Source organism: Acinetobacter sp. YH12233 (assembly GCF_013417725.1).
In the GTDB taxonomy this organism is placed as follows: Bacteria; Pseudomonadota; Gammaproteobacteria; order Pseudomonadales; family Moraxellaceae; genus Acinetobacter.
Map to the genome: position 1 here is coordinate 176,328 of NZ_VPDK01000001.1, position 11,807 is coordinate 188,134.

Annotated in this window: 13 protein-coding genes; 6 read left to right on the forward strand and 7 right to left on the reverse strand. The window is 42.2% G+C overall.

Translation table 11 applies throughout. The features are described from left to right. Nucleotides 1-12 precede the first annotated feature (12 nt). From FTV12_RS00980 to FTV12_RS00995, 4 genes are all read right to left on the reverse strand, one after another. The gene (locus FTV12_RS00980; protein WP_004782905.1) at nucleotides 13-222 is read right to left on the reverse strand and encodes a hypothetical protein; all 210 of its coding nucleotides are present in this window, start codon (nucleotides 220-222) and stop codon (nucleotides 13-15) included. A gap of 82 nt (nucleotides 223-304) precedes the next feature. Further along, nucleotides 305-964 carry an adenylate kinase gene (gene adk / locus FTV12_RS00985; protein ID WP_180013961.1) on the reverse strand — a complete coding sequence of 220 codons (660 nt, stop codon included), beginning with the start codon at nucleotides 962-964 and terminating at the stop codon, nucleotides 305-307. An 82-nt stretch (nucleotides 965-1,046) separates the two neighbouring features. Then, on the reverse strand, nucleotides 1,047-2,363 hold the full coding sequence (locus FTV12_RS00990; protein ID WP_034170491.1) for a membrane protein: 1,317 nt from the start codon (nucleotides 2,361-2,363) through the stop codon (nucleotides 1,047-1,049). Between the two features lie 65 nt (nucleotides 2,364-2,428). Beyond that, nucleotides 2,429-2,947 (reverse strand): hypothetical protein, encoded by a 519-nt coding sequence (locus tag FTV12_RS00995; protein ID WP_034703685.1) that lies wholly within the window; start codon nucleotides 2,945-2,947, stop codon nucleotides 2,429-2,431. Between the two features lie 234 nt (nucleotides 2,948-3,181). Here FTV12_RS00995 and mrdA point away from each other — a divergent pair, with 234 nt between their 5' ends. Next, a complete protein-coding gene (gene mrdA / locus FTV12_RS01000) occupies nucleotides 3,182-5,224 on the forward strand; it encodes a penicillin-binding protein 2 (RefSeq protein WP_180033403.1) in 2,043 nt (680 codons plus the stop codon). A 3-nt stretch (nucleotides 5,225-5,227) separates the two neighbouring features. Then, nucleotides 5,228-5,785, forward strand: a complete 558-nt coding sequence (gene rsmD / locus FTV12_RS01005; RefSeq protein WP_180033404.1) for a 16S rRNA (guanine(966)-N(2))-methyltransferase RsmD — start codon at nucleotides 5,228-5,230, stop codon at nucleotides 5,783-5,785. Between the two features lie 75 nt (nucleotides 5,786-5,860). On the opposite strand, the gene FTV12_RS01010 is transcribed toward rsmD, so the two are convergent. Then, complete coding sequence (locus tag FTV12_RS01010; RefSeq protein ID WP_004782913.1) at nucleotides 5,861-6,067, reverse strand: hypothetical protein; 207 nt, start codon at nucleotides 6,065-6,067, stop codon at nucleotides 5,861-5,863. A 244-nt stretch (nucleotides 6,068-6,311) separates the two neighbouring features. On the opposite strand from FTV12_RS01010, the gene FTV12_RS01015 reads away from it, so the two are divergent. From FTV12_RS01015 to FTV12_RS01025, 3 genes are all read left to right on the forward strand, one after another. After that, nucleotides 6,312-7,061, forward strand: a complete 750-nt coding sequence (locus FTV12_RS01015) for a sulfite exporter TauE/SafE family protein (RefSeq protein WP_180033405.1) — start codon at nucleotides 6,312-6,314, stop codon at nucleotides 7,059-7,061. An 84-nt stretch (nucleotides 7,062-7,145) separates the two neighbouring features. Next, complete coding sequence (locus tag FTV12_RS01020) at nucleotides 7,146-7,907, forward strand: 3-oxoacyl-ACP reductase (protein ID WP_125278718.1); 762 nt, start codon at nucleotides 7,146-7,148, stop codon at nucleotides 7,905-7,907. Nucleotides 7,908-8,039: 132 nt separating this feature from the next. Beyond that, nucleotides 8,040-8,363 carry a hypothetical protein gene (locus FTV12_RS01025; protein ID WP_180033406.1) on the forward strand — a complete coding sequence of 108 codons (324 nt, stop codon included), beginning with the start codon at nucleotides 8,040-8,042 and terminating at the stop codon, nucleotides 8,361-8,363. 64 nt (nucleotides 8,364-8,427) lie between these two features. Here FTV12_RS01025 and FTV12_RS01030 read toward each other — a convergent pair whose 3' ends face one another. Next, entirely contained in the window at nucleotides 8,428-9,006 is a 579-nt protein-coding gene (locus FTV12_RS01030; protein ID WP_125278720.1) for a 1-acyl-sn-glycerol-3-phosphate acyltransferase, read from the reverse strand. Nucleotides 9,007-9,314: 308 nt separating this feature from the next. On the opposite strand from FTV12_RS01030, the gene FTV12_RS01035 reads away from it, so the two are divergent. After that, nucleotides 9,315-10,499: a hypothetical protein gene (locus tag FTV12_RS01035; RefSeq protein WP_180033407.1), complete on the forward strand. Its 1,185-nt coding sequence runs from the start codon at nucleotides 9,315-9,317 to the stop codon at nucleotides 10,497-10,499. Nucleotides 10,500-10,537: 38 nt separating this feature from the next. Here FTV12_RS01035 and FTV12_RS01040 read toward each other — a convergent pair whose 3' ends face one another. Then, a complete protein-coding gene (locus tag FTV12_RS01040) occupies nucleotides 10,538-11,692 on the reverse strand; it encodes a helix-turn-helix transcriptional regulator (protein ID WP_180033408.1) in 1,155 nt (384 codons plus the stop codon). Nucleotides 11,693-11,807 lie beyond the last annotated feature (115 nt).

Sequence of the window (11,807 nt, forward strand, 5' to 3'; positions counted from 1 at the left end):
GTTTTTTATTTTTTATTTTTTATTTTGCTCAGCCTGTTCTTGCTTGCGCTTTTGCTCAAGCTCGGCCTGTAATTTGGGATGCAGCTGACGCTCAGGCACCTTACCCACATTCTCAGCACGTTCTTCCTGACGTACTTTTTTCAGCATCTTGAAGCTGACATAGAACAGCGCAAACAGTACTGCCAGAAATACAATCATCAATCCCAATACAGCAAATTTCACAGCAGATCCTTTTGAACAACGCAATAAAAAGAGCCCTAATATGACTTAGGGCTCTTTGAAAGTCAAAATGATCGGAAACCGATTATTTTGCTTGATCCAGAATCGCGAAAAGCTCTTTTTGAACTTCTTCGATTGGACGTAGACCATTTAACTTGTCATAAGTCGGTGCATTTTCGCCTGAAGCTGCACGGCCTTGATAGAAGCCAACCAGCTGTTCAGTTTCAGTGTGGTATGAACCTAAACGGCGACGAATAGTTTCTTCCTGGTCATCTGGACGTTGTACCAGATCTTCACCAGTTTCATCATCTTTACCTTCCACTTTTGGCGGGTTGTAAACGATGTGATAAACGCGACCAGACGCCGGGTGTTGACGACGACCAGATAGACGTTGAACGATTTCTTCATCCGGCACATCAATTTCAATTACATGATCAATTGCAATGCCTTCTTTTTCCAGCGCTTCAGCTTGAGGAATCGTACGTGGGAAACCATCAAAGATACAGCCATTTGCACAGTCAGGTTGTGCAATACGCTCTTTGACCAGACCAATGATCAATTCATCAGAAACCAAACCGCCATTGTCCATGACGCTTTTAGCTTGTAGACCTAATTCAGTTCCTTCACGAATTGCAGCACGGAGCATATCACCGGTTGAAATTTGTGGGATATTGTAGCGCTTACAGATCAACTGAGCTTGTGTACCTTTACCTGCTCCAGGTGGTCCGAGTAAGATAATGCGCATATATAAACATCCTCATTTTTTAACTATGTATAAGATACCCAGCTGCACACGACCAAAACGTGTGCTGCTCTTTGGCATCTAATTATAAGAAAGCCACAAACAAATGGATTAAACCCGCAACAAAACCGGTAACTCCCCCCAGGACAATCAAGATCCATTCATCTTCCTGAAAAGCAGGACGTAATAGATTCTGAAACTCGTTAGGCGTCAAATCACGTATGCGGTCTCTAAACATTTGATAGATCTTCTGTGCACGGCTCGCATTAAACGCAGGGTCGCTTACAGGCACCATCGTAATTTCAATCGAGCGATCGATCAAGTCTGTCTTGAGTTTTGCATACTCTTTTGGTCCTAAAGACAACTGTAAAGAGGTCCGAACCAGCGGTGTTTCCATAATTTCGTTAATATGACGTTTGACAATACGGCGGGTTTTATCTTTTTTACCACCATACATCATTTCTGTCATGATCGATTTTAGCGTAATCAGATCTTCTGTGACCACACTTGCAAATACGTCAGAGACTTCCTCCTGACGTTTCATAAATGCGCCTTGTATGTTATAGGTGCCAATTCTTGGAATCACCGGCTTGATCCAAGGGAATCTATGATCGGCTGTACGCTTAAAGAATTGCGGGTATTTAATATAATGCGGTTCTACCGGATTAAACACCATCCAGATCGCAATCCAGTTAGTCAGGAAGCCCCAGATAGCCGCCCAGAACGGTACGGTCCAGTGCCATGGCACCACAAACCAGACCACCATCTGGAACAGGCCAAAGAACATCCCGATCAGGGCACTGATATGCCAGATAAAGTTGATTTCTTTTTGGCCAACTTTCAGGAACATGCGCACCATTAAACGGCGATCACCTTCCATTTGACTGACCACCATGTCGCGCATATCCACTAGTGACTCGACGTTCATGGTCAGTTCAGTCACCAATTCTTTTAATACCTGTGGCAGCTGTTTATGGGCTTGGGCATAAATACGGCGCTTGATTGAATAAGGCAAGTTTTCCCATAACACCGCATTTCGGTCCATCATGACTTCATCAATCAGATGTTCCAGTTCAAAACCGACCTGTTCCCCGATAATACGTGCCATATCATCCGGGTCCATTGCCTGCAAGAACTCTTGGATAGAACCCAATTTAGACAAGGTATTATCCGTGATAATTCCTGATATTCTTCCAGCTTTACGCGGCACAATACCTTGCCAGCCAACAGGAACAGGCCCGACATGAAAACCCCAAAAATTAATTGGATAAAACACCATTTTTAGCGCCATCCACACGTGAGCCCATGTTACGAATGCGGTCACCGGGATAATGCTGAGCACTGCCCAAAAATCTGGGCGATTCAAGAAGGCTTGCCACAATTCATTGACGTACTCAAGCATGCATAAATTCCATATTTAATTTTTTGTTCACAGAATACAGGTATTAATAAAGTTGAATATTTTGTCTATAAACCGATACTTAAAGTATAGGAGAATTGTAGTCTGGGTTCAGTTTCGGCTACAACGCGACCATTACTGTCCTGTAATTTCTCCCCCGCCCCAATACCGATACTGAAACTGCTGATCCGTTCTGAACTAAGCAAAACATACGCCAGATCAATGCCCCCACCTAAACGGCTTTCGTATTTGCCATCAACCTGTTTGCTATCGATATGACCGGCATAAGCCCCTACATAATAACCATTTTTGTCCTTGCCGGTGAGGTGTGCAGGATAACGAAAGCCAACTTGTGCTCCAACTGTACGATCATCGTTGAGAAAAGCACCACCTTTCACATAAGCAATCCCATAAGGATTCACCCATTCAGTGTTTAGATGGATAAGTTTTTGGGTAAAACCGACCCCAACATTAAATGCTTTAGGCTCACGATCCTCAGTTCTGTTTGTCGTATTATTCACTTGATCATGTGCATATACCCCATTTGCAAAGAATGCAAATGCCAACAAAGGGTAAACTTTGTTCATTCCTTCACCATCTTCCTTAATTATAGTTTTTGGTAGAGTCCTATTTTTATTTAATTTTGACTTTATCAGAATTATTAAAACTCTTGTACACAGCACTTTACAATTTTCATGTCTGCAAAGTCAAAGTTTAAACACAGGAATTGCTACAGCCAGTTTTCCATTATCAAATCCCGTACAGTTGCGCTAGAATACTCCACTTTGATTCCTTTCCCTCTGGTCTTAAGTCGATCGCGTATGAAGCAGCACTTTCCTTTAAAAAATGCACAACAAGAAAAGCGCATCTATAGCAGTCGGGTCTGGATCTCTGTCGGTATTGTGGTTTTCTTTATGCTGCTGCTGGTCAGCCGCTATGCCTATTTGCAAATTTTTAATTTTGAAACCTTCTCTACGGCTTCTGACCAGAACCGTATTCGTCTGCAGCCTTTAGCGCCAGCACGCGGTTATATTTACGATCGTAACGGTATTTTACTTGCCGATAATTATCCTGTTTTCACAGCTACCTTAAGCCGCGCCGATGTGCAGGATATTGATGATACGCTGAAACGTCTTACACCTATTCTGGAATTAACCGAAGAAGATATTGAACGTTTTCAGGCACGCATCAAGACGGCGCGTAAAACTGAGCGTGTGTCAATCAAGTTGAATCTGAATGAAAATGATATTGCCCGTTTTAGTGAGGTGAAATATCTATTTCCGGGCGTCAATATTGAAACGCAGATGACCCGTTATTATCCGCATGGTGAACTCTTCGCGCATGTGATTGGTTATGTTGGCCGTATTAATGACAAAGAACTCAAAAAAATTGATAAGGATCTCTATGCCGGATCTAACCTGATTGGGAAAATCGGGGTAGAAAAATACTATGAAGATTTATTACATGGTGTGCCGGGTAATGAATCTGTTGAGGCTGATGCTTTCGGTAATGTTCTGCGTCACTTAGGCCGTAAAGAGCCGGTACGCGGTAATGATCTGTATTTATCACTGGATTATGGTCTACAAACCATTGCCACTGAACAACTGGCCGGTCGTCGTGGTGCTATTGTCGCGATTGACCCACGTACAGGTGAAATTCTGGCGCTGGTTTCCAGTCCAAGTTTTAACCCTAATTTATTTGTCACCGGGATTAGTAGCAAAGACTATTCAGGCCTTCGTGACAGTTTGGATCAGCCACTTTATAACCGTGCGGTTCAAGGGGCTTATCCTCCAGGTTCAACGATCAAACCGATGTTTGGTATGGGCGGTCTGCATTATGGACTGGTCGACTGGAGTACAGCGATTTCTGACCCGGGCTACTTTACCTTACCGGGCGATAGTCACCGCTTCCGTGACCATAAGAAAACTGGTCATGGTGCTGTGAATCTGCATAAGGCGCAAGTGGTGTCCTGCGATACCTATTTCTATGTCATGTCCTACCGCATGGGCATTGAAAAAATGAATAGCTGGATGCGCCAGTTCGGCTTTGGCGAAAAAACCGGTGTGGATTTACCAAGTGAAAGTTCAGGTCTTTACCCAAGTCCTGAGTGGAAAATGCGTACCCGTAAATCTAAATGGTCACGTGGTGAAACCATTTCAGTGAGTATTGGTCAGGGTGCATTTACCGCCACACCATTACAGCTCGCTATGGCAACTGCTATTACGGCGAATCAAGGCTCACATGTTACGCCTCACGTACTACGTGAAAGTAAAGGTGCCAAACCTTTTACAGTACATAATGCCCCTAATGGTAAAATCGACTTTAATGGTCAACCAGATGACTGGATCAAAATGCGTGATGCGATGATCGATGTGGTTCAGTCAGGGACAGGTCGCGGAATCCGCACGCCGATGTATCAAATCGCAGGTAAAACCGGTACAGCACAGGTGAAAAGTATTGCCCAGGGTAAGCGCTATAATGAAGCCCTGCTGACTGAACGCCAGCTGGATCATGGTCTGTTTGTTGGTTTTGCACCTGCTGAAGCCCCTGAAATTGCAGTAGTCGTTGTCTGGGAAAATGGCCGACATGGTGGTTCTGCTGCACAACTGGCTAAACCGTTATTTGACTACTGGTTACTGTCTCGCGATAAAAATCCGATCCATCCTGCCGGCCATCAAATCAGTGGTGGTCTCATGACAGCAGGTATTAAACCAGGCGAATTGCCAAGTGGACCAAACCTGTTAAGTGCAGACCCGAATGCTACCCCAACTCAAGAAGGCAGTCAGGCGACCCATGCACAGCCAAACAATCCGCAACCTGCAACTTCTCGCTCTGCTCCTGCAGCCAATGACGATCAGGAATAATTCATGAAAAACCAACTTAGAATTATTGGTGGTGACTGGAAACGCCGTCAATTGGCTTTTGCCAGTATCGAAGGATTACGCCCCACACCTGATCGTGTGCGTGAAACTTTATTTAACTGGCTGATGTGGGATGTCCAGAATGCCTGTGTCTTGGATCTGTGTACCGGTTCAGGTGCTTTATCTTTTGAAGCATTATCACGTGGTGCAGCTTCAGTGGTGATGATTGAGCCGGATCGTACTCAGGCACAATTCCTCACCCAAAATCTGGAATTACTCAAAGTCACCAAAGCACGTGCGCAACTTAAAGTTGCGACAGCACAACAAGCATTAACCAGCCTGAAACAGCAGTTTGATCTGGTCTTTCTAGACCCGCCTTATAGTTTGGATCTATGGGAAACTCTGGCTACTCAGGCTGATTCACTGATTAAAGAAGATGGTTTTATTTATGTAGAAGCCGATCGTGAACTGAGTACATTAAAGTTACCAAGTTCATGGCGTTTGGTTAAAAATACCAAAGCCGGTACAGTACGCGCAGGGCTATATCAGAAAAAAGCGGTTTAAGACCTACTTATATTCAATGCTCAAATAAAAAAGGACTCCTTAAAGGAATCCTTTTTTATAAATGGAAGGTAACGATTAACGATTACGACGCCAGTCCCGATCGCCTCTGTCGCGTTTCCAGTCACGATGATCTTTATGTTTTTTCCAGTCCTTATCACCACGATCCCGATCATAATGTCCATTACGATCATGATGACCGCGATAACCTTCATCCCAAGGATCAACCACACAGCCTGTTAGCGCTACTGCCAATACAGATGACAGTAATATCATTTTTTTCATGTTCATCACCTCTATACCGCACTCAATTAGTATCAAGTGATTTCATGAAGAGTACGCGGAGCCATTGTTGCACTCTTGTATGATTTTGTTCATTTTCCATACTTAATTAAAGGATTTGTCTCGGATTTAATAAAAATCATTTATGCATATTTACACTTAGATTCGCATAAATACAGCTAAGGATCTGCTTGGTTTTTCTAGCCATATTTTGAATACTACAAACTTTTCCAATATCCTGATTTTTATGACCTGGCTACTCTTTATTCTTGGTGCAATTATCGCAGGATTTGTACAGGGACTTACCGGTTTTGCTTTTGCATTAATTGCCATGTCATTCTGGGTATGGGGATTAAGTCCTCAACTTGCTGCGCCCTTAGTAGTTTTTGCCTCGGTGTGGAGTCACCTCATTTCATTATCCAATGAACCTAGACTTCCTCATCTGCACCGAACCTTATATCTACCTTATTTAATTGCTGGTCTGATCGGTGTCCCACTCGGCACCTGGTTACTGAATATCGTTGAAGCGAGTGCTTTTCGTATTTTGCTTGGTATATTTCTCGTGATCTGGTGTCCACTGATGTTGCTTAATCCACAGATTAAATTGATTCAGCATTCAGGTAAAACTGCGGATGCAGGGATTGGTTTGGTTGGCGGCATCTTAGGAGGTTTAGGGGGATTCTGTGGTTCTGTACCCTCTGCCTGGTTAATGCTGAAGCAACTGCCGAAAGAACAGCAGCGCTATATATTGCGTCATTTTAATTTTGCCATACAGGTGTTTACCTTAGCCGCCTATTTACTGCAAGGCACCTTAAATCAGACTCACCTTCCCTATATGGCGGTACTCATTCTGGCTGTAAGTATTCCCGCTATTTTAGGCGCACGTCTGTTTCATCGAATATCAGAATTACGTTTTAAACAGATTGTCTTAGGCTTACTCTTCAGTTCGGGCTGCTTTCTCCTGATCAAGGAAGGCATTGACTCATTTTCGCGATAGAGCAGCTCTAGAGCCTTACATCACTTTGCTTTCAGCCCTATTACTGTTATGTTAGCCCGAATGATTCTCAGGCGGATATAAGCGATGCAAATTCGTGATCAAATTGTACTTGTGACTGGTGGTGCCCGTGGATTGGGACTAGCCATTACCCAGCTCCTGATTCAGGAAGGTGCACGTGTGGTAGTAAATTACCATAGCAGCAAAACCCAAGCTGAAGCTTTGCAAAATCAGTATCCTGATCAGGTCTTTGCCTGTCAGGCAGATGTAACACAAGCTGATCAGGTACAAGCTTTATTCACTGCCAGCAAGGCCCATTTTGGAGAAGCCATCCATTCCGTCATTAATAATGCGCTGGTGCAGTTTGAGTTTAATGGCGATGAGCGACCTAAAGTTGAAGATCTGACCTGGGAAAGCATGGCCCGTCAGTTTAGTGGAGCAGTTCAAGCCTGTTTAAATACGACGCAAGCTGCATTAGAAGATATGAAACAGGCACATTTTGGTCGTATCGTGAATATTGGGACTAACCTGGTTCAAAACCCTGTCGTTCCTTATCATGATTATACGACTGGGAAAGCGGCGCTATTGGCCTTTACCCGAACTACTGCGCAAGACCTGGGTCAGTATGGGATTAACGTGAACATGCTTTCAGGCGGATTACTGCAAACTACAGATGCAAGTAAAGCAACGCCTGACTTTGTCTTTGACCTGATTGCTCAATCCACTCCTTTACGTCGCGTGATTACACCTGAAGAATTTGCGTCTGCTATTTTAATGTTCCTGTCACCTTATTCACGTGCAGTGACAGGTCAAAACCTGATTGTCGATGGCGGACTGGTTAAAGGTTAAAGATCGCCAAGGAAGAATGAGATTCTGAATTTTATTCTTCTATTTTTTGACCAGTTGTTGAATAAAACTACTTTTGCATAGCGCATTTACTTCTACAATAGTGCGCTCCCCATCAAAGTTCATCTATTTTCTATGAAACTCCTAACGGCATTGCTCAATAGCATGTTACTGGCAGGTTGTATGTCCAATGATCTTAAAAAGTCAGAACAGCTTCTGCGAAACTTCAATTGTGCCAAGATTGATACAGCGCAAATGCCACACAGTAGTATGACGGATTATTATCAACACATGCTATACAGCAGCAAAACCAAGGTCGAATCTTATATTGAGCAATATCATCAAGGAGAAGAGCTTTTTGACCTGCCTTTATATGAAGTGGTAGAACAGCAATACAATCTTTATAAAGATGCCTGCCAGAATCTGGGGGGAATTTTATCTGAAGAGAATCAAAATTAAATTCGGTATTTATATATCGTACAGAAAAGCAGAGTCCATCCCTCTGCTTTTATTTTTCCTGAAATTAAAAATAGCGTTGATCAATACTGAATTTTTCAGGAAATTTAGGTTCAATATTGGCATAGAACGTCATGATCTCAGCCATATCCTGTTCATAATTTCCTGTTGGATAAATGATTTTACCAACACCCGCTTCTTTTTTTGCATAATCCATATAAGCTAGCGCAATCGGCACACCCGCATTGATCGCCACGTGATAAAAACCAGTTTTCCATTGTTCCTGACGGGCACGTGTACCTTCCGGCGTAACCAGCATGACTAGTTTAGGATGCTCTTTAAATAGACCTGTCATGACCTGAACCATGCTTGGACGTGGCTCACCCGGTTGTTTGGGACGACGGTCAATACCAATTCCACCCATTGCACGTACAAAAGGCCCAAATGGAAATTTCATATAGCTGTCTTTAATGGTCAGACGCACATTCACTTTTAATGCCTTTAAGGCCAAACGTGCATATAGTGCATCCCAGTTACTGGTATGTGGCGCTGCAATCATCACACATTGATCAAGGTCTTCGGGCCATTGGTCATCGGTTTTCCAGCCCATTAAATTTAAAGTTTTCTCAGCTAAATTTTCAAACACAGCTACATCACAATCATTATCAAAATTTCGCCACAGTCTAACAATGCAGCAGAATATAGATAGTGCATCCTGATCAATAAAACATCAATTAATATATATTTGTATTTTTAAGCTTTAGGAAGAATTTCAATTTATTGTTATTTGAATATTTCTTCTTTCACTACCTATTGCAAGCTCACTCTTTTAAGCAAATAGTGAGTTCAATTTATTTTACTGATTTATATATTTTTCCATCCTAATTTTAGGATATGTCGATTTTAGCTTTCTTTCTATACTTCGCTGACATAATAAATTTCAGGAAGATTTTCATGAAAAAGACTTTAATTTGTCTTGCCTTAGCGGGGTTACTTACAGCATGTGGCGGTTCAGATAATGATCGTACAGAGGGTTCATCACCTGTTCCACCTACAGCTCCGGTCGGGACCGAAACTGGTGTACTGACAGATGGAATTATCTCAGGGGTAACATATATCACCAGCAGCGGTGCGGAAGGGGTTACTAATGAAAAAGGTGAATTTAAATTTAATGATGGAGAAAAGGTTAAATTCCTGATTGGTGACGTACAACTAGGTCAAGAAATTGAAGCGAAAGAACGTGTTACTCCGTTAGATTTAGCACAAACTGAAAATGCACGTACCAATCTGATGGTGCTTTTACAGTCTTTAGATACAGATAGTAATCATGACAATGGGATTAGCATCAGTACTGAAGCTGCTAATGCCCTTCTTAATAAAAGTTTAGATTTTTCTAAGGCCCCTACAGCATTTGCTACAGACGTGGTATCAACAGGCGTAGTTACCACAGAAAAATTGATTACACCTGAAAAAGCTGCAGAAAACTTCCAGTCAACTTTCTATAAAGATATTGCCGGTACTTGGGAAATTGGCCGTAATGCAAACAGCGCTGTTCTAATCCATATTTTAGAAGATGGCCGTTATGCCTTAGGTCAAGCAGAAGCTGCTGATGGTGATGGAACGCCTGGCATTGAAACTGGAGAGTTAAACTGGAATGCAACTACCAGTGTAATTTCACCGCGTATTATTCAAGACAGTAATGGTGAATGGGGACTCTCACATCCTGCAGGAGGCAAACCTTATACGTTAAACTATGATGGAACGACCTTAATTCTGACAGAACCGGGGATCAATACCGAATACCGTTTAAGCCGCGTCAAACAGTCTGCTAATGGTCTGGTAGGTGCATGGAGATTTAGTGACATCCATTTATTTGCCTTCTTTGACACAAACTATTATTTCTTCCTGGACACTGAAGGCGGAGATGATTGTGGCTGGCCTGGTATTGAATATGGCAAATTTATCCTCTCAGGTAATACACTTACGACCACTGAAGTTTTATTCGATACCAATGAATGTGGCGGATTACAAGACAGTTCCGATGGCAGCAAGACCATTGCAAACATCAATGTATCGGCTGAAACTCTGATCTTGCATCCACAAGGTGAAGGTCCTGTAACATTACAGCGCGTTAGATAATGAGCACTGCCTACCTAAAGAATTATCTTTAGGTAGGTTTAATTAATATGTTCAAAATGAATCGTACATCCCATCAATAAGTGCATCAGCTCAATTTGTGAAGTGCAGTCAGTTTTTTCATAAATATTCTTAAAATAAGTGCGTACTGAACTTAAAGTGATCCCACATTTCACTGCAATTTCTTCTAATTTATAGCCATTGATTAAAAGTTCACACAAATCAAATTCACGTTTTGACAGTTGATATGCTTGCTGCAAATAAGCTCTAGATAATGAATAATGCCGGTTTTTGTCTGTCATAAATACAGCAATCTGATGCTGAGCTTCAGAAAATTGCTGCATTTTTCTCAACCTTTTAAAAGGCACAACAGTGAGCATCAATTGCTGTCCTTTAGAATCCTGCAAAGCCAAGACCCCGCCTATTTCACTCGACATACTGGTATCTTCCAGCAAAGCACTCGATAGCAATCTTTCCAGACGTTCCTGATCACCTACCGGTGTTTTCAGCCGGTTATGCATATCCATTTCCAGACATGTTGAAGCTTCAATCATGCTTTGTGCTAGTGGATTTGAATAAGATAACTTGAGATCCTGATCCAGCAAAATAATACCGATTTTTAAACAGTCTAATACGGTATATAAGCTGATATTGTCTTGTTGTACCAAACTGATTTGCCGATGAATCTGTAAAGAGCGACGCAAATGTATGCCGATCCGTTTGAGAAAATTCAGTTCAGCTGCTTCAAAACCTTGAGTGTGTGGAGCACGATGTAGTCCCATGACTGCCCAGCGATAGTTTCCTCTGTCCAGCAATACTCCCGCCATATACCCTATCCCTGTAGGCTTAAGGCATTTTTCATAAAAAATATACTGTTCTGTTCCAGGTTGATCTGCATAATGACGGCAGTCCTGATTAAGTGCCTCCCCCATATCAATTTTATTCCATAAAGGCATATGCAGCTTCATGTCAATGACCCGAATCCGTTCCTCCTGATAAGCAGCCAGACTTTCTTCCGGGATATTGTAAGTATAAACAAAGTCATAGGCTGGATTGAATTGATCAAGGCCGGTAAAAATTGCACTATGACTCTGGGTATATTGCACAATATCCTGAATGACCTCTAGCCATAAAGCAGGCAATAAAGCAGCATCATATATTTTCGCGATGATATTATTTTCCTGTTCTGCTTTCATGACCGCTCTTATTAATAATTATTTCTATCAAATCATAACCTTAAGGTTTATAAAATAAAACTAAAGAAAACCTATCGCTTATTTTGTATTTTAATTATCTTAGTTTCTCATCTAC

Bases quoted from the DNA above. Each gene is read 5' to 3' on its own strand.
- FTV12_RS01025 (WP_180033406.1), top strand. From the start codon at position 8,040: ATGAAACTCCTAACGGCATTGCTCAATAGCATGTTACTGGCAGGTTGT.
- FTV12_RS01040 (WP_180033408.1), bottom strand. From the start codon at position 11,692: ATGAAAGCAGAACAGGAAAATAATATCATCGCGAAAATATATGATGCT.
- FTV12_RS01020 (WP_125278718.1), top strand. From the start codon at position 7,146: ATGCAAATTCGTGATCAAATTGTACTTGTGACTGGTGGTGCCCGTGGA.
- FTV12_RS01035 (WP_180033407.1), top strand. From the start codon at position 9,315: ATGAAAAAGACTTTAATTTGTCTTGCCTTAGCGGGGTTACTTACAGCA.
- mrdA (WP_180033403.1), top strand. From the start codon at position 3,182: ATGAAGCAGCACTTTCCTTTAAAAAATGCACAACAAGAAAAGCGCATC.
- FTV12_RS00990 (WP_034170491.1), bottom strand. From the start codon at position 2,363: ATGCTTGAGTACGTCAATGAATTGTGGCAAGCCTTCTTGAATCGCCCA.
- FTV12_RS01010 (WP_004782913.1), bottom strand. From the start codon at position 6,067: ATGAAAAAAATGATATTACTGTCATCTGTATTGGCAGTAGCGCTAACA.
- rsmD (WP_180033404.1), top strand. From the start codon at position 5,228: ATGAAAAACCAACTTAGAATTATTGGTGGTGACTGGAAACGCCGTCAA.
- adk (WP_180013961.1), bottom strand. From the start codon at position 964: ATGCGCATTATCTTACTCGGACCACCTGGAGCAGGTAAAGGTACACAA.
- FTV12_RS01015 (WP_180033405.1), top strand. From the start codon at position 6,312: ATGACCTGGCTACTCTTTATTCTTGGTGCAATTATCGCAGGATTTGTA.
- FTV12_RS00995 (WP_034703685.1), bottom strand. From the start codon at position 2,947: ATGAACAAAGTTTACCCTTTGTTGGCATTTGCATTCTTTGCAAATGGG.